Annotated in this window: 20 protein-coding genes; 13 read left to right on the top strand and 7 right to left on the bottom strand. The window is 61.4% G+C overall.

Going from position 1 to position 20,292, the window contains the following annotated elements:
• Positions 1 to 32 precede the first annotated feature (32 nt).
• Positions 33 to 1,016, top strand: coding sequence for a Gfo/Idh/MocA family protein (locus SJY21_RS05225; RefSeq protein WP_377507189.1), 984 nt, complete (start codon positions 33 to 35; stop codon positions 1,014 to 1,016).
• Positions 1,009 to 1,275: a DUF4389 domain-containing protein gene (locus SJY21_RS05220; protein ID WP_377507186.1), complete on the top strand. Its 267-nt coding sequence runs from the start codon at positions 1,009 to 1,011 to the stop codon at positions 1,273 to 1,275. Before SJY21_RS05225 ends, SJY21_RS05220 begins: the two co-directional genes overlap by 8 nt.
• A gap of 32 nt (positions 1,276 to 1,307) precedes the next feature.
• Here SJY21_RS05220 and SJY21_RS05215 read toward each other — a convergent pair whose 3' ends face one another.
• The 3 genes from SJY21_RS05215 to SJY21_RS05205 all read right to left on the bottom strand — a co-directional run bounded on the left by SJY21_RS05215 (position 1,308) and on the right by SJY21_RS05205 (position 4,886).
• Complete coding sequence (locus tag SJY21_RS05215; protein ID WP_377507183.1) at positions 1,308 to 1,523, bottom strand: hypothetical protein; 216 nt, start codon at positions 1,521 to 1,523, stop codon at positions 1,308 to 1,310.
• Positions 1,524 to 2,107: 584 nt separating this feature from the next.
• Complete coding sequence (locus tag SJY21_RS05210; RefSeq protein ID WP_377507180.1) at positions 2,108 to 3,919, bottom strand: M3 family oligoendopeptidase; 1,812 nt, start codon at positions 3,917 to 3,919, stop codon at positions 2,108 to 2,110.
• Positions 3,920 to 4,016: 97 nt separating this feature from the next.
• Positions 4,017 to 4,886, bottom strand: a complete 870-nt coding sequence (locus SJY21_RS05205; protein WP_377507177.1) for an amidohydrolase family protein — start codon at positions 4,884 to 4,886, stop codon at positions 4,017 to 4,019.
• Between the two features lie 110 nt (positions 4,887 to 4,996).
• Between SJY21_RS05205 and SJY21_RS05200 the strand changes: the two genes are divergently transcribed.
• Positions 4,997 to 5,764, top strand: coding sequence for an HpcH/HpaI aldolase/citrate lyase family protein (locus SJY21_RS05200; RefSeq protein WP_377507174.1), 768 nt, complete (start codon positions 4,997 to 4,999; stop codon positions 5,762 to 5,764).
• Here SJY21_RS05200 and SJY21_RS05195 read toward each other — a convergent pair.
• Both SJY21_RS05195 and SJY21_RS05190 read right to left on the bottom strand, forming a co-directional pair.
• The gene (locus tag SJY21_RS05195; protein ID WP_377507171.1) at positions 5,743 to 6,690 is read right to left on the bottom strand and encodes an alpha/beta hydrolase; all 948 of its coding nucleotides are present in this window, start codon (positions 6,688 to 6,690) and stop codon (positions 5,743 to 5,745) included. The genes SJY21_RS05200 and SJY21_RS05195 overlap by 22 nt on opposite strands.
• 5 nt (positions 6,691 to 6,695) lie before the next feature.
• Positions 6,696 to 6,986, bottom strand: a complete 291-nt coding sequence (locus SJY21_RS05190) for an SCP2 sterol-binding domain-containing protein (RefSeq protein WP_377507168.1) — start codon at positions 6,984 to 6,986, stop codon at positions 6,696 to 6,698.
• 53 nt (positions 6,987 to 7,039) lie between these two features.
• Here SJY21_RS05190 and SJY21_RS05185 point away from each other — a divergent pair, with 53 nt between their 5' ends.
• The 5 genes from SJY21_RS05185 to SJY21_RS05165 all read left to right on the top strand — a co-directional run bounded on the left by SJY21_RS05185 (position 7,040) and on the right by SJY21_RS05165 (position 11,957).
• Positions 7,040 to 7,612, top strand: a complete 573-nt coding sequence (locus tag SJY21_RS05185; protein ID WP_377507165.1) for a tetratricopeptide repeat protein — start codon at positions 7,040 to 7,042, stop codon at positions 7,610 to 7,612.
• Positions 7,613 to 7,632: 20 nt separating this feature from the next.
• Positions 7,633 to 10,419: a helicase-related protein gene (locus SJY21_RS05180; protein ID WP_377513157.1), complete on the top strand. Its 2,787-nt coding sequence runs from the start codon at positions 7,633 to 7,635 to the stop codon at positions 10,417 to 10,419.
• On the top strand, positions 10,416 to 10,826 hold the full coding sequence (locus SJY21_RS05175) for an RNA-binding S4 domain-containing protein (protein WP_377507162.1): 411 nt from the start codon (positions 10,416 to 10,418) through the stop codon (positions 10,824 to 10,826). Before SJY21_RS05180 ends, SJY21_RS05175 begins: the two co-directional genes overlap by 4 nt.
• Positions 10,827 to 10,872: 46 nt before the next feature.
• Entirely contained in the window at positions 10,873 to 11,208 is a 336-nt protein-coding gene (fdxA, locus tag SJY21_RS05170) for a ferredoxin FdxA (protein WP_377507159.1), read from the top strand.
• 239 nt (positions 11,209 to 11,447) lie between these two features.
• Entirely contained in the window at positions 11,448 to 11,957 is a 510-nt protein-coding gene (locus tag SJY21_RS05165) for a CarD family transcriptional regulator (protein ID WP_377507156.1), read from the top strand.
• A gap of 142 nt (positions 11,958 to 12,099) precedes the next feature.
• On the opposite strand, the gene purD is transcribed toward SJY21_RS05165, so the two are convergent.
• The gene (gene purD, locus SJY21_RS05160; protein ID WP_377507154.1) at positions 12,100 to 13,362 is read right to left on the bottom strand and encodes a phosphoribosylamine--glycine ligase; all 1,263 of its coding nucleotides are present in this window, start codon (positions 13,360 to 13,362) and stop codon (positions 12,100 to 12,102) included.
• Positions 13,363 to 13,430: 68 nt separating this feature from the next.
• Here purD and xseA point away from each other — a divergent pair, with 68 nt between their 5' ends.
• The gene (gene xseA / locus SJY21_RS05155) at positions 13,431 to 14,978 is read left to right on the top strand and encodes an exodeoxyribonuclease VII large subunit (protein ID WP_377507151.1); all 1,548 of its coding nucleotides are present in this window, start codon (positions 13,431 to 13,433) and stop codon (positions 14,976 to 14,978) included.
• Here xseA and SJY21_RS05150 read toward each other — a convergent pair.
• Positions 14,975 to 16,006: an alkane 1-monooxygenase gene (locus tag SJY21_RS05150; RefSeq protein WP_377507148.1), complete on the bottom strand. Its 1,032-nt coding sequence runs from the start codon at positions 16,004 to 16,006 to the stop codon at positions 14,975 to 14,977. The two genes, xseA and SJY21_RS05150, sit on opposite strands and share 4 nt — an antisense overlap.
• Positions 16,007 to 16,089: 83 nt before the next feature.
• Between SJY21_RS05150 and SJY21_RS05145 the strand changes: the two genes are divergently transcribed.
• The 4 genes from SJY21_RS05145 (at position 16,090) to SJY21_RS05130 (ending at position 20,291) form a co-directional block, all read left to right on the top strand.
• Positions 16,090 to 16,734, top strand: coding sequence for a lysoplasmalogenase family protein (locus SJY21_RS05145; protein ID WP_377507145.1), 645 nt, complete (start codon positions 16,090 to 16,092; stop codon positions 16,732 to 16,734).
• Between the two features lie 468 nt (positions 16,735 to 17,202).
• Positions 17,203 to 18,483, top strand: coding sequence for a signal recognition particle-docking protein FtsY (gene ftsY, locus SJY21_RS05140; protein WP_377513155.1), 1,281 nt, complete (start codon positions 17,203 to 17,205; stop codon positions 18,481 to 18,483).
• Positions 18,480 to 19,382 carry a hypothetical protein gene (locus SJY21_RS05135; RefSeq protein ID WP_377507142.1) on the top strand — a complete coding sequence of 301 codons (903 nt, stop codon included), beginning with the start codon at positions 18,480 to 18,482 and terminating at the stop codon, positions 19,380 to 19,382. The genes ftsY and SJY21_RS05135 overlap by 4 nt, the downstream gene beginning before the upstream one ends.
• 6 nt (positions 19,383 to 19,388) lie before the next feature.
• A complete protein-coding gene (locus SJY21_RS05130; RefSeq protein WP_377507139.1) occupies positions 19,389 to 20,291 on the top strand; it encodes an EamA family transporter in 903 nt (300 codons plus the stop codon).
• The last annotated feature ends 1 nt before the right edge of the window (position 20,292 follow it).

Genomic DNA, 20,292 nt, shown 5'->3' with positions numbered 1-20,292 from the left:
GATTTGAGACCTGATCAAAGAGGGCGTATCACATGAGCAAGACCATTCGCTGGGGCATTCTGGGGGCTTCCAAATTCGCCCGCGAACAGATGGGGCCGGCCATTCACGCCGCCCGTGGTGCGCAGCTTGCGGCACTTGCCAGCACATCGCCTGAAAAAAGCGCAGGCTTTGCCGCCTATGTGCCCGACTTGCGGGTCCACGGCAGTTATGACGCCCTGCTGGCCGATCCCGACATCGACGCGGTCTATATTCCGCTGCCCAATCATTTGCATGTGGAATGGTCCAAACGTGCGCTAAAGGCGGGCAAACACGTGCTGTGCGAAAAACCCATCGCCATGCAGGCCAGCGATATCGACGATCTGATTGCCCTGCGTGACGCCACAGGCTTGCATATCGCCGAAGCCTATATGATCGTGCATCATCCCCAGTGGCAGCGTGCCCGCGAACTGGTGCGCACCGGCGCGATTGGCAGGCTGATGCACGTTGAGGGGACGTTTTGCTATAACAATGCCGCCGATCCCGACAACGTGCGCCAAAAGCCGGAGCTGGGTGGCGGCGGCATCCCTGACATCGGCGTCTATACCTACGGCGCGACGCGCTGGGTGACGGGGCAGGAGCCTCTGGCGATTACCCATGCCGATCTGACCTTTGAAAACGGCGTGGATGTGGTGGCGCGGGTGTCCGCCCGCTTTGACGGGTTCAGCGCGCATTGGGTCAATTCCATGCGGATGCATCCCATTCAGGACATGGCCTTTGTTGGCGATCAGGGGATCGTGAAACTGACCGCGCCGTTCAATCCGCAAGTGTTTGGCGAGGCGCGGGTGGAACTGCATCAGGACGGGCTGGCGGTGCGGGTTGAACGCTTTCCAAACGCGAATCATTATATCAATCAGGTCGAGGCCTTTGGCGAAACGATCCGCAGTGGCGCGGATTATGCCTGGCCTCTGGAACAGGCGCGCGGCACACAGGCGATGATCGACGCTGTCTTTGCCAAGGGGGGACAAGGCAATGAATGACGAAAACGAAAGCGATTTTGAAAGCATCTGGATGCGACTGGTCTGGATGATCGTGATCGCGGTGATGCTGTCGGCGTCCCAAACCGTGCTGGGTGTGATCACCGTTTTGCAATTCATCATCATGGTGTTCAACAAACGCGAACCCAATGAAACGCTGGCTGAATTTGGCACGACTTTGGGTGTTTGGATGGCCAAAGCCGTGCGGTATCAGACGGCCGCAAGCGAGGTGAAACCCTGGCCCTGGACGGAGTTGGACTGAAAGTCCAACGCCCCACCCGTTTGCCAACTTCTTTAGCGCCGCGCCTTAACCCAACGCCAAAGCGGCACCACATCAAGTGCGGCCACGGCAATGCCCAGCGGGATCATCCAGAAGCCGACAACGGGCAGAAAGCCGACGATGCCGCAGCAGATCAGCACGATCCCCAGCAATAGGCGCAGGCCCGCAGGCACCCGCTGGCGGACACGGACTTGCGCGCGTCTGATACGGTTTCGGATTGAGTGTTTCATGGTGTTGTTAGCCCCAACCGCATGAAGCTAGGGCCGATCGGTACTGATGCGTGCGTGTCCGTCCGCATCTCTTGTAAGCATAGGCAGCGGTCGCACCCAAAAGGCAGCCAGCCCCTGTGCCGAGAACCCGAGGCCAACTTCGAAGTTATTTGCGGGGTCAGATTCAACCTCAATACGGCAAGTCAAGATTGTCGAAAGTCGGCCTTGTGTTTGAGCAGCCCGCCAGTAGCAGTTTCTCGCACGGCCATCGAAGTTTGATACCTTTATCGCTTCTAGGCGTTCGCGTAGTACTCGTGGCTCATAGTTCTGTTCAGGAATCGTCACCTGACAGGCGAAATTATCATTCAGACCAATTCTCAAAGAAGCCTGTGCAGGCCCTGCAATGGACTGGAGAGTTGAAACGAATTCAGCCTCAGTCAGTCGCCTATTTGCAATAACCGCATCTATGCAGGGATCAAAAACCTCCAAAGCCATCCCGCTTAGGTCAACGATGCGCGGTTGATCCTCAGTGTTTCGAGTGACGACCCAGAACAAGATCAGGAGCACAGTCGCGGATGATGCCAGTAGTATAAAGCGCCTCGGGATCACTCCTCCAACGCCTCCAACTCATCAATGAAGCCTTCGATCATTGACAGGCCTTTGTCCCAGAACGCGGGGTCCGAAGCGTCTAGCCCGAAGGGGGCCAGCAGGTCTTTGTGGTGCTTTGATCCGCCCGCTTTGAGCATGTCGAAGTATTTGTCCTTAAAGCTCTCGCCGCTCTCCTCGTAAACCGCATAAAGCGCGTTCACGAGGCCATCGCCAAAGGCATAGGCATAGACGTAGAACGGCGAGTGGACGAAGTGCGGGATGTAGGCCCAGAAGCGTTCATAGCCTTCCGCATAGTCGAATACGGGGCCAAGGCTTTCGGCCTGCACGGACATCCAGAGCGCGTTGATGTCATCCGGCGTCAGTTCGCCCTGCGCGCGGGCGGCGTGGAGTTTGCATTCAAAGTCGTAAAACGCGATCTGGCGCACGACGGTGTTGATCATGTCTTCGACCTTGCCTGCCAGCAGGACTTTGCGTTCGTCCTTGTCTTTGGCCTGTTCCAGCAGTTTGCGGAACGTCAGCATTTCACCGAAGACAGACGCGGTTTCGGCCAGTGTCAGCGGCGTCGAGGACAGGAGTTCACCCTGACCTGCAGCCAGTACCTGATGCACGCCGTGGCCCAGCTCGTGTGCCAGCGTCATCACGTCACGCGGTTTGCCAAGGTAGTTCAGCATCACATAGGGGTGCACGGTGGTGACCGTGGGGTGCGCAAAAGCGCCCGGTGCCTTGCCCGGTTTCACGCCTGCATCAATCCAGCCCTTGTCAAAGAAGGGTTTGGCCAGTTCGGCCATGCGCGGGTCAAAAGCGCCGTAGGCATCCATGACTGTGGCGCGGGCCTCGGTCCAGTCAACAAGCCGTTCGCTTTCCATCGGCAGGGGCGCGTTGCGGTCCCAGACCTGCATCGTTTCAAGGCCTAACCATTTGGCTTTCAACGCGTAATAGCGGTGCGACAGGCGCGGGTAGGCGGCGACCACGGCGTTGCGCAAGGCCTCGACGACTTCGGGTTCCACGTGGTTGGCAAGGTGGCGGCCGGTCTGCGGTGTGGGCATGCCGCGCCAGCGGTCCTCGATCTCTTTTTCCTTGGCCAGCGTGTTGTGAACGCGCGCAAAGGTGGGCAGGTGGTCACCAAAGACATGGGCGATTTCACGCATCGCCGCCTCGCGCTTGTTGCGGTCCTGTTCGGTCAGCAGGTTCAGCGCGCCTTCGATGTTCAATTCGTCGCCGTTGATCGTGAAGGTCAGGCCGGCGATGGTTTCATCAAACAGGCGGTTCCACGCGGCGGCCCCGACAGTGGATTGATCGTGCAGGAACTTTTCCAGTTCGTCGGACAGTTGATAGGGGCGCATGGCGCGCATCCGGTCAAACACCGGTTTGTAACGGGCAAGATCGGCGTTTTCGGACAGGCGCGCGGCCACTTGATCATCCTCAAGCCGGTTGAATTCAAGGCCGTAGAACACCAGCGGGGTGGTGAATGCGGTGATCTTGTCCTGCATGTCGGACATGAATTTGGCGCGCTCCGCGTCCGTGGTCTGCTGGTAATAGCGCAGGCCAGCAAAGGACATCAGCCGCCCCGTGATCACGTCGATCTGTTCATAGCGCTTGACCGCTTCGAGCAAGGCATCGGCGTCCAAACCGGCCAGTTTCCCTTCGTAGTCGCGGGCGAAGTCGGTGCAGGCCTGTTCGATCCAATCCATGTCGCGTTTCAGTTCGGGGGCGTCCGTGGCGGGATAAAGATCGGTCAGATCCCATTCGGGCAGGTCGCCAAAGGGGGTGCTACCGTTGTGTTGCGCGTCATAGGTCGGGGTTTTCATGCGGGCCTCTTTGCTTGGGTTTGCATCTACATAGGCGCGGGGGCGGCGGGTTGAAACCGCTGGAGCCTCCGGCGGGAGTATTTCTGAACAAAAGAAGTCAGCGGAAGAACAGGGTGTCCGGGTTTGTGACAAGAATTTGCTGGCGGTGGTCCGGGTCCGGTACAGCGCGGTGAAAGGCATCAAGCAACGCGCTGGCGTGGGGCATCTTCGCATCGGCCAGCATCAGGTGCGGCCAGTCGCTGCCCCAGAGGCAACGGGCTGGGTTGGCGGCAACCAATGCTGCGACATGGGCATCGGCGGTGTCATAAGGTGCGTCGCACAGCCGGTAGAGCGCGGAGAGTTTGACGTAGGCGCGCCCTGTGCCCACCAGTCGCAGCAGGGTCTGGAAGCCGGGTTCGTTGATCCCTGCGGACAGGTCGGGCCAGCCAAGGTGATCAATCACCAGCGGGCAGGGCAGGGCGACGATATCGGCGGCGATGTCGGCGATATGCTTATGCGCATTCAGCAGCATCTGGATATGCAGCCCGCGATCTGCCAGTGCGGGTGCAAGTTTGCGCGCGCCCTCCCATGTGAGGATCCCGCCGTGGACGTAATTGAGGCGCAGGGCGGCCATCTGGTTGGTGGCGAAATGGTCAAGGTCGGCCATGGTGGCGGTGTCGGGCAGCAGGCCCACCCCTTTGAAATTGCGCCCCATTTCGCGCAGGGTGGCGAATGTGACGCTGTTATCCGCGCCGTAAAGGATCGAATGGACGATGACGCCGCGGGTGAAGCCCAAGGTGTCGAGATGCGTGCGATACAGATCAAGGTAGCCTTGGAAATCGGGGCCCGGTGCCGGGTCTTCGACACGACCTTCCCAAAGCGGAAAATCGGCAGGCGCGCCGACAAGGTGAACATGTGTATCGCAGGCCCCTGCAGGGGCTTTAGTCTGCGGCGCGGTTGCGGGCGGGGGCAGGGTGGCGTGGGGCATGGCATGTCCTTTTGGCGCGTTTGTTTCGCAAATTGCGGCGCGCGTCCAGCATTTGCCCCGTTGCGCTGGCCCGTTGTCTGTGCTGCCTTGTGCCAAAGCAGGAGGACCACATGCGCACAGCACAATTGAGGCACCGAATTCTGGCGGTCGACAATCTTGCCGGCACATTCGTGAAAACACCCGAGGTGACGGTGGTCGAGGTGCTGGCGCGCTCGGGCCTTGATTTCATCTGTCTTGACGGCGAACACGCGGCTTTTGATCGTGGGCGGCTGGATGCCTGTCTGGCGGTGTGCCGCGCGATGGATTTTCCCGCATTGGTGCGGATATCGTCGGCGTCTGAGGAAAACGTGCTGATGGCGCTGGACGCAGGGGCGGTCGGGATCGTCGTGCCGCATGTGGACAGCGTGGAAAAGGCTGAAAAGCTGGCCAAGGCGGCGCATTTCGGCGATGGCGGGCGTGGCTTTGCCGGGTCGACGCGCTGGGCCGGATTTGCCACGCGCGCAATGGGGGATGTGCTGGATCAGGATGCCCAGACCATCGTGATTGCCCAGATCGAGGAACCCGCGGGTGTTGAAGCCTGCGAAGGTATCGCCGCGATTGACGGGATTGATGCACTGTTTGCCGGGCCTGCGGACCTGTCGGTGGGCTATGGTCATCGCAGTCAGGACAACCCGGATTTGCCAAAGGCGCTAGAGCGGATCGGTAAGGCCTGCGCGGCGCATGGCAAAGGCTATGTGTCTTGGGTGCCCGACGGGGCCAAGGCGCAGGAATGGGCGGCCTACGGGATGAACGTGTTCGTTGTCGCGTCAGAACATACCTGGATGCGGCAGGGCGCGGCCAGCGCCGCCGCCGCCGTTCACGCCATCACGGACGCATGAGCGTCAAACAACGCGCAGGCCTGATCAAACACCAGTTTGCGCGTTTCGGGCGTTTCCATCATCACTTCGTGGCGGGCGTGCGGGATCATCACCAGTTCGCCCTGTGGCCACTTGCGCATCCGCGCAACGATCCGGTCGGGATCGACGATCTGTTCTTCGCTGCCCAGAAACGTCACACAAGGCAGTTTCGGCGAAGCACGTTGCGACAACCCGCGCATTTCGCGCAGGGATTCATTCAGCCAGTGCAGCGATGCGCCGCCCAGTGAAAATTCGGGGTGGGCGATAAGCTGGGCTTTCATGTAATCAAACATGTCGCGGTCGCTGGTCAGCGTGTTTTCGCTGAAATCCACCTTTTCGATATAGCTGTCAGATACCTGCCCCGGCGCAAAAGCGTGGCTGAACCCCAGCGAGCGGCTGACCGTGGACAGCCCCCATGCCAGCGGACGCAACGGGGCCGCCATCTGGATGCCCCACATGGGCGCGGAAAAACACGCGGTTGCCACAGGCAGGTCTTCGTAAAGAGAACGCAGCCCGATGCAGCCGCCCATGGAATGGCCGATCAGGTGGAACGGTTCGGGCAGGCCAATGGCGCGGGCGTGGGCCACGGCGGCTTGGGCATCAAGCTGGTAATCCTCGAAGCGGCCCACATGGCCCACGGCGGGGTTGTCGTGCACGCGGTCGGCGATGCCCTGACCGCGCCAGTCGATTGCCAGCGCAGCATAGCCGCGCTGCGCCAGATCACGCGCCGCGCGGCCATATTTTTCGATGTATTCCGTGCGGCCGGGGAAAAGCAGGACCGTTCCCTTGGCCGATGCCAGCGGCCAGTGGCCGACGCGAATCCGGTGGCCATCAGCACAGCGCAACCAGTGGGCCACACCGCCGTCAGGGCCGTCCGCGATATCGGCAAAGAAAGGGGCCTGCTCCATGTCGCTTAGCCCAAGACGCCGGCGAGTTTCATCGCCAGACCCATATCGCCGTCAACCGACAGCTTGCCTGTCATGAAGGCGGCGGTGGCATTCTGTTCGCCTTCAAGGATCGCCTGAAATGTTTCGGCGCTGGCTGACAGGGTCACATCGGCGTCGTCGTCACCGGCGCGCGCGCCCGATCCGTCGATGATGATGCTGCCTTCATCCTCGATGTCGAATTTCGCGGTGCCGTCAAAGCCCGCGCCGTCCATCTTTTCGTTCAGGGCCGCTACGGCCTTGGTCACAACGTCGCTCATATTTCTGTCATCCTTTGTCAGTTTGCCCGAACGCCTCTGGTCACGGGCGCTGTGTGCGTTACACTATGGGCATGATGACACGCAGCTTCAAATGTATCGTTACGGCATTCGCGATGGTAGTCGGGGTTTCCTTACCTTTGGCCGCCGACGAGGCGCGTCTGGACGAGCTGTTAGAGCAATTAAAACAGGCGGATGAGGCGACATTCCAGTGGATCGAGGATCGCATCTTTGAAGAATGGAGCAAGAGCGGATCACCGGCCATGGACCTGTTGTTGCAGCGCGGGCAAGACGCGCTTGAGGCGGGCGAACCGGCTGTTGCGCTTGAGCATCTGACAGCGCTGGTTGATCATGCGCCGGATTTTGCCGAAGCCTATAATGCGCGGGCCAATGCCTATTATACCTTGGGGTTGATCGGCCCCGCGATTGACGATCTGCGCCAGGCGCTGGTGCTGAACCCGCGTCACTTCGGGGCGCTGTTGGGCTTTGGTTTCATGCTTGAGGAAATGGGGCGCGAGGACGAAGCGCTCGAGGTTTATCGTCAGGTGCAGGCGATCCATCCGATGGCCCCCGAAGTTGGCATCGCGATTGACCGGCTGGCCCGGAAATTCGAGGGACAGGCGCTTTAACGCGTCTGCGCATGGCCCCTATGCATGATTCAGCCCGCATTGCGGCCGTTCTTGGCCCGACGAATACCGGCAAGACCCATTACGCGATTGAACGGATGCTGGCCCATCGCACGGGCGTCATCGGCCTGCCGCTGCGATTGTTGGCGCGCGAGGTCTATGACCGGATCGTTGCCGTTCGCGGCCCGTCTGTCGTGGCGCTGGTGACGGGCGAGGAACGCATCGTGCCGCCGCGCGCCGCCTATTGGGTCTGCACCGTCGAGGCGATGCCCGAAGGGATGGGCTGTGATTTTCTGGCGATTGACGAAATCCAGCTTTGTGGCGATCTTGAGCGGGGACATGTGTTCACCGACCGGTTGCTGCACGCCCGCGGGTTACACGAAACGCTGTTTCTGGGCGCAGACACGATGCGCCATGCGATTTCGGTCATGGTGCCCGAAGCGGAATTCATTCGTCGCGAACGGATGTCGACACTGACCTACGCAGGTTCCAAAAAGATAAGCCGGATGCCCGGACGCGCCGCCATAGTCGGGTTTTCGGTAGATAACGTCTATGCCATCGCCGAACTGCTGCGCCGTCAAAAGGGCGGGGCGGCGGTGGTGATGGGCGCGCTGTCGCCGCGCACCCGCAATGCCCAAGTGGAAATGTATCAAAACGGCGATGTGGACTATCTGGTGGCCACGGATGCCATCGGCATGGGGCTGAACCTTGATATCAATCACGTTGCCTTTTCGTCGCTGACCAAATTTGACGGGCGGCGGATGCGCCCGCTGGCCCCCGAAGAACTGGCGCAGATCGCGGGACGGGCAGGGCGGCACATGTCGCACGGCAGTTTCGGCGTGACGGGCGAGGCCGAGGAGCCGGATCAGCATGTCATCGACGCGATCACCAACCACACCTTTCGCCCCGTGCAAAAGCTGCAGTGGCGCAACGCGCGGCTGCAATTTGGCAGTGTTGACCGGCTGATCCAGACGCTTGAGATGCGCACAGATGATGATCTACTGACCCGCGTGCGCGAAAGCGACGATCTGGCGGCGCTAAAATCGCTGGCCGGTGACGCCGAGGTGTGCGCCCGTGCCAGTGACGGGCCATCGGTGAAACTGCTGTGGGATGTCTGCCGCATCCCCGATTTCCGCGGGATCAGCCGCGGTGAACACGCAGGCCTTTTGACCCAGATCTACAACTTCCTGCACCAGTCGGGCCGTGTCCCTGACGACTGGATCGCGCGGCAGGTCAAACGCATTGATCGCAGTGACGGCGACATTGATACCCTGTCCAAACGGTTGGCATATATCCGCACATGGACCTATGTGGCGCAGCGCAAAGGCTGGGTCGGGGACGAATCCCATTGGCGTGAGGCGACGCGCGCGGTAGAAGACCGCTTGTCGGATGCCCTGCACGGGGCGCTGACCCAACGATTTGTGGACCGGCGGACATCTGTCTTGCTTCGCCGGCTCAAGCAGAAGGAGAGCCTTGTGGCCGAGGTGAACGACAAAGGTGAAGTGAGCGTCGAGGGCGAATACGTCGGACGTTTGGAAGGTTTCCGGTTCCGTCAGGACAAATCCGGCAGCCCCGACGAGGCGAAAACACTGCGCCAAGCGTCTGAACAGGCGCTTGCACCGCATTTCCATCTGCGCGCGGACCGGTTCTATAACGCGCCCGACACCGAGATTGATTTCACTGAACAGGGCGGCCTGATGTGGGGCAGTGATGCGGTGGGCAAGCTGGTGGCTGGCGCCGACCCGCTGAAACCCGCAGCGCAGGCATTTGTCGACGACGAGGCGGGCGCGGATGTGGCCGCCAAGGTGCAGCGCCGTTTGCAGCACTTTATCGACCGCAAGATCGCCACCGCATTTGAACCGATGATCAACATGCAGCGTGACGAAACCCTCACCGGTCTGGCACGTGGGTTTGCGTTCCGCATGATCGAAGGGTTCGGCCTTTTGACCCGCGCCGAGGTGGCCGAGGACGTCAAGGCGCTGGATCAGGATGCGCGCGGCGCGCTGCGCAAACACGGCATCCGGTTTGGTCAGTTCACGATCTTTATGCCCTTGCTTTTGAAACCCGCGCCGACCCGTCTTCGCCTTGTTTTGTGGAGCCTTGCCAAAAGCTTGCAGGAATTTCCAGAAAGCCCGCCCCCCGGTCTGGTGACTGTGCCATCGGTCAAGGATGCGCCAGAAGGGTATTACACGATGGCTGGTTATCGCGCTGCGGGTGAACGCGCGATCCGCATTGATATGCTGGAACGCCTGGCCGATATGCTGCGGGGCGAAAACACCCGCGCAGGGTTCGAGGCCAAAGCGGATATGCTGTCGATCACCGGCATGACGCTGGAACAATTCGCGGGTCTGATGCAGGGTCTGGGATATGCCGCAGAAAAGGGCGAACGCGTCAAGGTAAAGGCCGCGCAAGACCCCAGGGAACTGCCCGAACCTGCGCCACAGGAAGCGCCCGTGGAAACGCCGGTGGAAACGCCGGCGCAGCCCGATGAAACACCCGCCGAACAACCCGCCGAGGTGCCAGCTGACGCGCCTGCGGAGATGCCCGACGATACAGGCTTGGCCGAAGACGCCCCGGAAATGGAGGTGTTCTATACCTTCACATGGGGCGCGCGCGCACCGCGCAATCAGGGCCGCCGCCCGCAAGGAGACAAACCCCGCGCCAAAGGCAAACCCCGCGGCAAATCCGACGGGGGCAAGCCGCAAAACCGCGGCCCGAAATCCGTATCGGCCCGACCACCCAAGCCGGAAAAGAAGATTGATCCGGACAACCCCTTTGCCGCCGCCCTGTCGGGTTTCAAAACCGATTGAGCGATCAACGCGACACGATCCGGATCGACAAATGGCTGTGGCACGCGCGATTCTTCAAGACGCGCGGGCTGGCCACCAAAACCGTGGCCGCAGGCAAGGTGCGGGTCGATGGCGCGCCCGTCAGCAAACCCGCGCGCATGGTCGGGGCGGGCGATGTGCTGACATTCGCCAAGGAAAAAGATGTCAAGGTCGTGAAAATTATCGCGATCGGTGCGCGTCGTGGGCCAGCACCCGAAGCCCAAGCGCTATATGAGGATTTGTCGCCCGCGCCTGTCGTGGACGAGGTCAAGGCGCAGAACGCTGGTCCTGCGCATCCGCGGTATGAAGGGAAGGGCCGCCACAATCGCAAGGAACGCGCAAACCTCGCGTCCCTCAAGCGCGACATGGGGTCATCCCGTCTTGAATGAGAGACGCGTCTGGACTAGCTAGGCGGCAAAGAAGGATAGACGTGCCATGACATATATCGTCAACGACAATTGCATTGCCTGCAAATATACAGACTGCGTCGAAGTCTGCCCTGTGGATTGTTTCTACGAGGGTGAAAACATGCTGGTGATCCACCCTGACGAATGTATCGACTGCGGCGTTTGCGAACCCGAGTGCCCCGCCGATGCGATCCGCCCCGATACCGAACCCGACATGGAAAAATGGGTCGAGTTCAACCGCAAGTATTCCGAAATGTGGCCGGTCATCATCACCAAGAAAGACCAGCTTCCCGGTGCCGATGAAATGGATGGCAAGCCGGGCAAGATCGAGCTGTTCTCGGAAAAACCGGGCGAGGGCGGCTAAGGCCGCGATTCGCCGCGCTGCGGTGTGACGTGACGTTCAAATTGCCGCAAAGCGCCCTGAAAAACATGGTATTTCACCGGTTGCTGCATTGCGGCGCTTTGTTTGGGCTGTTTTTTGTGATATGGTATCGCCAATGCTGCACGATTATTGATCTTATCTGCGCCTCAAACACCTGCTGGTGACGCTGTCACTTGCGGGTTTTTTGTCGGCTCGGGTCAAGATGTCTGGAAGGGACGCCCATGAGCAAGTCGAAGAAAAATGAATTCCGCCCCAATGATTTCGTCGTTTATCCGGCGCATGGGGTTGGCAAGATTGTGTCAATCGAGAAGGACGAAGTTGCCGGTTTTGAACTGGAGCTTTTTGTCATTGCGTTCGAAAAAGACAAGATGACCCTGCGGGTGCCCACAAACAAGGCCACCGAAGTGGGGATGCGCGGGCTGTCGTCGCCCGATATCGTGGCGCATGCGATGAAAACCCTGCGCGGCAAGGCCAAGGTCAAAAAGGCCATGTGGTCGCGCCGCGCGCAGGAATACGAGCAAAAGATCAATTCGGGCGATTTGATCGCGATTGCCGAAGTGGTGCGCGATTTGCACCGTGCCGATGACCAGCGCGAGCAAAGCTATTCCGAGCGCCAGCTTTATGAAGCCGCGCTTGAGCGTCTGACCCGCGAGATTGCCGCCGTTGGCAACGGTGACGAAGGCGATGCGGCCAAGGAAATCGGCGACGTGCTGATCAGCCGCGCCGCCTGATCCGACCGGTTTGGAAAATGAAAAAGCCGCGCCAAGTGCGCGGCTTTTGCTGTTTTTACGTGTCTGTGTTGCAGCGTGAGCCCGCCTGTTGTTGCGGTGCGCCGGTTGCGGGGGCGGCGAGAGTATTTTTGAACAAAAGAAGTTAAAGCGCGCGCCAGCCGATATCGTTGCGGTTAAACCCTTCGGGCCAGTCGATCTGGTCGATCATCGCATAGGCCCGCGCGTGCGCCTGTTCGAGCGTATCGCCCCGCGCCGTGATATTGAGGACGCGCCCGCCACTTGCGGTGATCTGGCCGTTTTTTTCCGTGGTGCCCGCGTGAAAGGCCATGTGGTATGAATCTTCGGGCAGGTTGTCCAGCCCATTGATCACGCTGCCTTTTTCGTAAGCACCGGGGTAGCCATTCGCGGCCATGACCACCGTCAGCGCGTGATCTTGCGCCCAGTTTACCTGTATCTCGGCCAGCCGCCCCTGGGCACAGGCCAGCATCAGATCAAGTGCCTGCGCGCCCAGCCGCATCATAAGCACCTGACATTCGGGATCGCCAAAGCGGCAGTTGTATTCGACCAGCCGGGGTTGGCCGTCCTTGATCATCAGCCCGGCATAAAGGATGCCCTGATAGGGTGCGCCGCGCCCTGCCATTTCGGCCAGTGTGGGGCGAATGATTTCGTTCATGGCTTTGGCGGCGATTTCATCTGTCAGGACAGGTGCGGGGGAATAGGCGCCCATGCCGCCGGTGTTTGGACCTTGATCGCCGTCAAAGGCGCGTTTGTGGTCTTGGGCGGTGCCGATGGGCAGGGCGGTTTCGCCGTCGCACAGGATAAAGAACGAGGCTTCCTCGCCCTCCATGAATTCTTCGATCACGACTTCGGCGCCTGCATCGCCGAATTCGCCGCCAAACATGTCGTCGATTGCGGCCAGCGCGGTGGCAAGGTCCATCGCCACGACCACGCCTTTGCCTGCGGCAAGGCCATCTGCCTTGATCACGATGGGTGCGCCCTGTTTTTCGACATAGGCGCGGGCCGGGGCGGCTTGCACAAATCGCGCATAGGCCGCGGTGGGGGCTTTTGCTGCGTCGCAAACAGATTTTGTAAAGAACTTGGACGCTTCAAGCTGGGCGGCAGCGGCAGAAGGTCCGAAAACTGTAAGCCCCGCATCGCGTAAACGGTCGGCAACACCGGCGGCAAGGGGTGCTTCTGGTCCGATAATGACAAATTCGATGGTATTTTCGGCGGCGAAAGTGGCAACCGCGTCACCATCGTTGATGTTGATATCGGCGCATTCGGCGATCTGCGCGATACCCGCGTTTCCGGGCGCGACGATCAGTCGGTCGCATTTCGGATTCTGTTTCACGGCCCACGCAAGGCTGTGTTCGCGACCGCCGCCGCCCAAAATCAGGATATTCATGGATGCCCCCGCTTTCCCTTGGTTGATCGGCGTTCTAAGGTCGCGGGCAAAGCAGCACAAGGCAAAGCATGGACCTGATCGACGATCCCGAAGCGGCGGGCAATGCGCCCGAATTCACGGTGTCCGAGATTTCGGGTGCCGTGAAGCGCACGATCGAGGGCGAATTCGGTTTCGTGCGCGTCAAGGGCGAGGTCGGGCGCGTGTCGCGGCCGCGTTCGGGGCATGTTTATCTCGACCTCAAGGATGATCGCGCGGTGCTGTCGGGCGTCATTTGGAAGGGGCGCGCGCAGGGCCTGGTGACGCAGCCCGAGGAGGGGATGGAAGTTGTCGCCACCGGCAAGCTGACCACATTCCCCGGCCAGTCGAAATACCAGATGGTGATTGAAGACATCGCGCCAGCGGGGGTCGGCGCGCTGATGGCGATGCTGGACAAGCGCAAGAAGGCGCTTGAGGCCGAGGGGCTGTTTGCGGCCGAGCGCAAGCGCGCTTTGCCTTATCTGCCCGAAGTGATCGGGGTGATCACATCACCCAGCGGCGCGGTCATTCGCGATATTTTGCATCGCCTGCGCGACCGGTTTCCGCGCAAGGTGCTGGTCTGGCCTGTGGCGGTGCAGGGTCAGCAATGTGCGCCCGATGTGGCCCGTGCGATTGCCGGTTTCAACGCGATGACGCCGGGGGGCAGCCTGCCGCGCCCTGATCTGATTATCGTCGCGCGCGGCGGCGGGTCGATCGAGGATCTCTGGGGATTCAACGAGGAAATCGTCGCCCGTGCCGCGGCGGCGTCGGACATCCCGCTGATTTCGGCAGTGGGCCATGAAACCGATACGACCCTGATTGATTACGTGAGCGACCGGCGCGCGCCGACGCCAACAGCGGCGGCGGAACTGGCCGTGCCGGTGCGCATGGAATTGCTGGCCTGGGTCGGTGATCAGGACGCGCGTTTGACCCGCGCATTGACGGGCGGGATTGCGGCGCGTGATCAACGGTTTCGTGATTTGGCCCGCGCGCTGCCCAAGCCCGATATGCTGGTAGAACAGGCGCGCCAACGTCTTGATTACTGGGATGAAAAACTGGACGCAGCGCTACGCGGTGTGGTCCAGAAACGCGGGTTGCGGTTGACACAAGTGTCCGGTGCATTGCGTCCGTCACTGCTGGCGGCGCGCGTGGATCGTGCCCGCGAAACGGCGGCGGCGCAAGGCGCGCGTCTGGCCCCGGCCCTGGCGCGTGTGACCCGCGACAGTGCGCGTGATTTCGCGCGCCTCGCCCCGCGATTGCGCCCTGATGCGGTGGTGCAGATGATGGCGGCGCGGGCGGATGCCTTGCGGGTTTGGACAGGCCGGATGGCACGCGCGGCCGTTGCACAGGAACATCGCCGCCGCACGCGCCTTGATGGGCTGGACCGCCTGCGCGAAACGCTGGGCTATCGCGAGACCCTCAAGCGAGGCTATGCGGTCGTGCGTGGGGATGGTGATGTGGTGACGGGTGTGAAATCGGCCAGGGCGGCGCAGGCGCTTGAGATCGAATTTGCGGATGGACGCTATGATTTGTCGGGCAAGACGCCGAGACAAAGCAAAGCGAAAAAAGACCCGCCACCTGATCAGGGCAGTTTGTTTTAGGGCTTCGCCACCCATTCATCGGCGCGCGGGTCCATCACGCGCCGCCAAAGGCGCGGATACAGCGCAACGCACGCCATCACAGGCAGCGAACGAGGCAACATCGGCGCATCGGTGGGCAGTTCCAGTGCGGGATAGGGCCGCGCTGGGTGCGCGTGGTGGTCCGAATGACGCGGGGCGTTCAGCATCAGCGCGGATGAAAACCAATGCGGCGTGTTCCAGGAATGGCGCGCACCAACGGGCACAGGTTTGCCATTACCACCAATCGCCCGCGTCAGCCCGTAGTGCTGCACGTAGTCCGACATCAAAAGCTGTGTTTGCGCGAAACCGGCCAGCGCCAGCAGGGCAGGGATGCCCCATGGCCCGCCGATCACGGCGGCGGCGGCCAGCATCAAAGCTGCACCAAGGATATATGTCACATAGGGGTGCTGCCAGCGGGGTTTGCCGGCGCGTTCCAGACGCGCGCTTTCCACGGTGGCCCCTTGGCGGAACGATCCGCGCCATGCCCGCCACATGAACCGGTAGAGGCTTTCGCCGCGCCGCGCGGAACTGGGATCGCTGCGGGTCGCCACATGCACGTGATGCACCAGGGGATGCGCGGATGTGTGATGCCCGAACAGCACCGAAATATAGACCCATTTGCCCAGTGTGTGCAGGACCCTTGAGGACCGGTGGATCAACTCGTGGGCGTTGGAATTGCTGACCTGGCCCATGAACAACCCGGCGGCGGCAAAGGTCGCCAGCTTCTCAAAGGGGTTCAGCCAGTCGCGCGTCAGGGTCACGATCATCAGCGCCAGCAGGGCGAAATGCGCCAGCGCGAGCGCCACGGACAGCCTGTCGGCCTCGGGGAATTCGCGGTCCGCGCCTCCCGGTGCGCTGGCGTAGTGCACGAATTCGTCCAGTGATGCGGTGATCGCGGTGAGATAGGCCAGTGCTGCAACGGCCCACCAGCCCCCGAAAAGGGCGGCGGCGGCAATCAATGCGGGTGCCGTCAGGGTGACGGCGGTAAAAAGGATCATCTGGCGTGACATTGCGGCCCCTGATTTGGTTGCCCATGATATAGCACAGGAAAATGGCGGGCCTAGGGCGGGTCTGCGCAACCTTGGGGGCAGGGATGGCACAACTGGCATTTGGCGTGGCGGCGGGCCTGTCGCTGATGTTCTGGCTGGGGTTTTGCGCGCGCGGGCCAAGCTGGGTGAAATCACTGGTCAAGACAGCATCAGTTGCATTGCTAGCGATGGCTGCTTTGGCTGCGGGCGGGCCGGTTTGGTTGATCGCGGCTCTTGCGCTTGGTGCGCTTGGCGACTTCTGCTTGTCGCGCCACGGGGAGCGATGGTTCTTGGGCGGTGTCGCGGCGTTTGCTATTGCGCATCTGGCTTATGTTGTTTTGTTTCAACAGGTTGTGGGGTTTGATCTGGCGCTGATCGTGCAGGGTTGGCGCGCCTCTGTCTTCGTGGCCCTGATTGCCTTTGCAGCCGTGATGGCGCGTTTGCTGTGGCCGCGCACGGGCGCGCTTCGTATGCCGGTCATGATTTATCTCTGCATCATTATCGCCATGGGATTGGCTGCGCTGGCCCTGCCGGTGGTTGGATTTGCCATGTTCGCCGCGCTGCTTTTCATCATCTCGGATGCGGTTCTGGCGGCTGAATTGTTCCTGATCCCGCAGGGCCACCGGGCCCATTTTCGCACGCCTTACGTGGTTTGGGCGACATATTGGGGCGCGCAGGCGCTGTTTTGCTGGGTATTTGCGCTGGCCTAGGCTTCCATATCGGGCGCGGGGGGATTAGGTGGAACGGGCAAGGTTAGTCCAAGGGTTCCCATGTCCTTTTTCAAAAAGCTGAAAGACAAGCTGTTCAAATCCTCGTCCAAGATCGAGGAGGGGCTGGATGCCATCGTCGAGGACGGTGGCGAGGAAGAAGAAGTCGAGGTCGGGCAAGAGGTTGATACGGCTGCCATAGAGGCGGCTGAGGCGGCTGAGGCTGCGCGCGTTGCCGCCGAGGACGCGGCGCGCGAACAGGCGGAACGGGCCGCGCGAGAGGCGGCGCGCGACGCTGCACAACGGGCCGAAGCCGAAAGGGTTGAGGCCGAGAGGGTTGCCGCAGAAAAGGCCGAGGCCGAACGGATTGCCGCAGAACAGGCCGAGCGGGTCGCGGCGGAAAGGCTTGCCGCGGAAACGGCCGCACGGGAAGCGGCGCAGGCGGCTAAGGACAAGGCCGAAGCCGAGGCCTTGGCCAAGGCGCAAGCCGCGGCAGACGCCGCCGAAGTAGCAAGGTTGCGGGCTGAAAAGGCTGCGCGCGAGGAAGCCGAACGCGCCGCCGAGGCCGAACGCGCTGCCAAGGCCGAACAACAAGCCGCTGCCGCCCGTGCTGCCGCGGAAAAACGATTGGCCGATGAGGCCCAAGCGGCAGAAGCTGCCCGTTTGGCCGAAGAAAAACGTTTGGCTGAAGAAGCGCGACTGGCCGAGGAAGCCTTGGCCGCCGAACAAGCCCGCGCCGCTGCCGAGGCCCGCGCCGCGCAGGAGGCTGCTGCGCAAGAGGCTGAAAAGCCGCAAGAGCCTGCCCCCGTTCCCATGGAACCCGCCGTTGATCTGCTTGATGACACGCCCGACGAACCCGCCAAAAAGGCTGGCATCTTTGGTCGTTTGCTTGGGCGTGGTGAAAAGAAAACCGTGGTCCGGCGCGAGCTGGACGATGATATGCTGGAACGCCTCGAGGAGCTGTTGATCACCGCTGACATGGGCGTCGACACGGCCCTGCGCGTCACCGCGAACATGGCCGAAGGGCGCTTTGGCAAGAAGCTTTCCGTGCAGGAAATCAAAGAGTTGCTGGCCGCCGAAGTGACCCGCATCATGGAACCGGTCGCGCGACCCATGCCGCTTTACCCCAAGAAACCGCAGGTGGTTCTGGTGGTCGGCGTCAACGGTTCGGGCAAGACCACGACCATCGGCAAGCTGGCCAGCCAGTTCCGCGCCGCTGGAAAATCCGTGGTGATCGCCGCCGGTGACACATTCCGCGCCGCCGCTGTGGAACAGTTACAGGTTTGGGGGGATCGCGCGGGCGTGCCGGTTCTGACAGCGCCCGAAGGGTCTGATCCGGCCTCGCTGGCCTATGACGCGATGGAAAAGGCCGCCGCCGATGGCGCGGACCTGTTGATGATCGACACGGCGGGGCGTTTGCAAAACCGCGCCGACCTGATGGAAGAACTGTCGAAAATCGTGCGCGTGATCCGCAAGAAAGACCCCGATGCGCCGCATAACACCCTGCTGGTGCTTGATGCGACAACGGGGCAGAACGCGTTGAACCAGGTCAAGGTGTTTCAGGAATTGGCCGATGTCAGCGGCCTTGTCATGACCAAACTTGACGGCACGGCCAAGGGCGGCGTGCTGGTGGCCTTGGCGGATAAATTCGGCCTGCCGATCCATGCCATTGGGGTGGGCGAACAAATTGATGATTTGTCGCCCTTTGATCCACAGGAATTTGCCGCCGCATTGACGGGATTGGACCAATGAAAAAGCTACTGATCACAGCCGCCTTGCTGGCAGGAACGCAGGCCGGCGCCTTTGGCCGGATGAGCATGTCCGATTGCAGCGAATCTTGGGAGGCCTTCAACCTGTTGATGAACGAAGGCGACACAACCGACCGCCGTCTTGGGGCATCGGTGCGGGTGACGCCGCAGGGCTGGTGCGCGGTGCGGGGCAGCGATCCGGTATTCGGCGAGTCGCGCTTTGACGACATGACGTGGCGCGCCGAAGACATCGCGCGCTTTATCAATGAGGGCATCCCGCCGCTGGCGCTGGAGTTTGCCGTGACTGGGCTGGACCCCGACGAGTTGGAGGGCGGTGTTGTAAACACCGCGCGCCCGTCGTTGCGGTTGTGGGCCGTGTTGCGCCAACTCCCGAATTCGGGTCAGGTGATCGTTGAACGGGCCGAATTCGGGTCTGATGCGGGCGATTTGATCGCAGGGTCGATGGTGTTTGAACGGGTTTTCCTGTCGTCCAAGTCGATGATGCAGGTCAGCATGGGATCGGTCGCGTTCAAGGCGGGGTTGTTTGAAATGACGCTTTCGGGCGAGCATGAAAACCCCTTTGGATTTGGCGGCGACATGGCGATGCGCGGCAGCCCTGATGCGCAGCGCGCGGCGGCGTTCGACCTGATCTCGCAACTGCCAGACGGGTTTGTGGATGATGCGAGCCGTGCGGAAATCACCGGCTTTGCCGGTGAATTGCCGCGCCCAAAGGGGCGGCTTGAGCTGTCACTGGATTCCGAGGCCGGATTTGGCCTTATGCAGGTCGGTGTCTTCGCAGCGATGGAGTGGGTTGATACCGTTGAAAACGGCGGCCTTGCGGTGCTGCTTGACGGTATGACCCTTGGTGCTGACTGGTCCCCTGCCACGGGGCAGACGGACTAGGCAAACATGGGCGATTGGCTGGTCAGTATCGCGGGCACGCCGCAGGGCGCGCAGCTGGCAACGGTGCTGGCGCTGGTGTCGGCCATGGCGCATGCAGTGTTCGGGGCGCTGCAAAAGGGCAAGCACGATCCGTGGTTGATGCGCGGGTCAATCGACGGCTGGCTGGTCGTGATATCGGCCCCTGTTGCACTGTTTGTCGTGCCCTGGCCGAACGGGCAGACCTTTGCCATTCTTGCAGGCGCGCTGGTCATCCATTTTGCCTATAAGGTGACAGTGGCGATGGCCTATGAACGCGCCGCCTATACGGTCGTCTATCCGGTCATTCGCGGCACGGGGCCGCTGGTGACGGTGCTGGCCGCATCGGTGCTGTTTCACGAACATTTCACGCCTGCGCAATGGGCCGGAGTCGCCTGCCTTTCGGGCGCTATGCTGTTGCTTGCCCTGCGCAATCTGGGCGAGGAAACGCTGGATCGGCGCGGTTTGCAGATCGGGCTGGTCTGGGCATTGCTGGGCGGGATGACGGTGGCGCTTTATACGGTTTACGATGCCTGGGGCATCCGCCAGTCGGCCAATCCGTTCACCTTTCTGGCGTGGTTCTTTTTCATCACGGCGCTGGATTTCCCGCTAATCGCCTGGGCACGTGTGCGCCGTTACGGCGCACCTGGTGGCATCGGGTCGCTTTTGCGGCGCGGGGCGGCGGGGGCGGTCATAGCATGGGTCAGTTTTGGCGGTGTCATGCTGGCCACGCGGCTGGACAAGGTGGGCGAGGCGGCGGTGCTGCGCGAAACCTCGACGGTGTTCGCGGCGCTGATCGGCTGGTTCATCCTGGGCGAAAAGGTTGGCCCGCGGCGATTGTTCCTGATGGGCCTGATCGCTTTGGGGGCTGTTATTGTGGAAATGGGCGGATAAA

Source organism: Octadecabacter sp. R77987, assembly GCF_042466115.1.
GTDB lineage: Bacteria > Pseudomonadota > Alphaproteobacteria > Rhodobacterales > Rhodobacteraceae > SW4.
The sequence above is the reverse complement of the archived record's forward strand: the minus strand, read 5'-3'. Positions and strand labels throughout refer to the sequence as shown.

Coding starts and splice junctions, on each gene's coding strand:
- SJY21_RS05225 (WP_377507189.1), top strand. CDS start 33: ATGAGCAAGACCATTCGCTGGGGCATTCTGGGGGCTTCCAAATTCGCC.
- SJY21_RS05220 (WP_377507186.1), top strand. CDS start 1,009: ATGAATGACGAAAACGAAAGCGATTTTGAAAGCATCTGGATGCGACTG.
- SJY21_RS05215 (WP_377507183.1), bottom strand. CDS start 1,523: ATGAAACACTCAATCCGAAACCGTATCAGACGCGCGCAAGTCCGTGTC.
- SJY21_RS05210 (WP_377507180.1), bottom strand. CDS start 3,919: ATGAAAACCCCGACCTATGACGCGCAACACAACGGTAGCACCCCCTTT.
- SJY21_RS05205 (WP_377507177.1), bottom strand. CDS start 4,886: ATGCCCCACGCCACCCTGCCCCCGCCCGCAACCGCGCCGCAGACTAAA.
- SJY21_RS05200 (WP_377507174.1), top strand. CDS start 4,997: ATGCGCACAGCACAATTGAGGCACCGAATTCTGGCGGTCGACAATCTT.
- SJY21_RS05195 (WP_377507171.1), bottom strand. CDS start 6,690: ATGGAGCAGGCCCCTTTCTTTGCCGATATCGCGGACGGCCCTGACGGC.
- SJY21_RS05190 (WP_377507168.1), bottom strand. CDS start 6,986: ATGAGCGACGTTGTGACCAAGGCCGTAGCGGCCCTGAACGAAAAGATG.
- SJY21_RS05180 (WP_377513157.1), top strand. CDS start 7,633: ATGCATGATTCAGCCCGCATTGCGGCCGTTCTTGGCCCGACGAATACC.
- fdxA (WP_377507159.1), top strand. CDS start 10,873: ATGACATATATCGTCAACGACAATTGCATTGCCTGCAAATATACAGAC.
- SJY21_RS05165 (WP_377507156.1), top strand. CDS start 11,448: ATGAGCAAGTCGAAGAAAAATGAATTCCGCCCCAATGATTTCGTCGTT.
- purD (WP_377507154.1), bottom strand. CDS start 13,362: ATGAATATCCTGATTTTGGGCGGCGGCGGTCGCGAACACAGCCTTGCG.
- xseA (WP_377507151.1), top strand. CDS start 13,431: ATGGACCTGATCGACGATCCCGAAGCGGCGGGCAATGCGCCCGAATTC.
- SJY21_RS05150 (WP_377507148.1), bottom strand. CDS start 16,006: ATGTCACGCCAGATGATCCTTTTTACCGCCGTCACCCTGACGGCACCC.
- SJY21_RS05145 (WP_377507145.1), top strand. CDS start 16,090: ATGGCACAACTGGCATTTGGCGTGGCGGCGGGCCTGTCGCTGATGTTC.
- SJY21_RS05135 (WP_377507142.1), top strand. CDS start 18,480: ATGAAAAAGCTACTGATCACAGCCGCCTTGCTGGCAGGAACGCAGGCC.
- SJY21_RS05130 (WP_377507139.1), top strand. CDS start 19,389: ATGGGCGATTGGCTGGTCAGTATCGCGGGCACGCCGCAGGGCGCGCAG.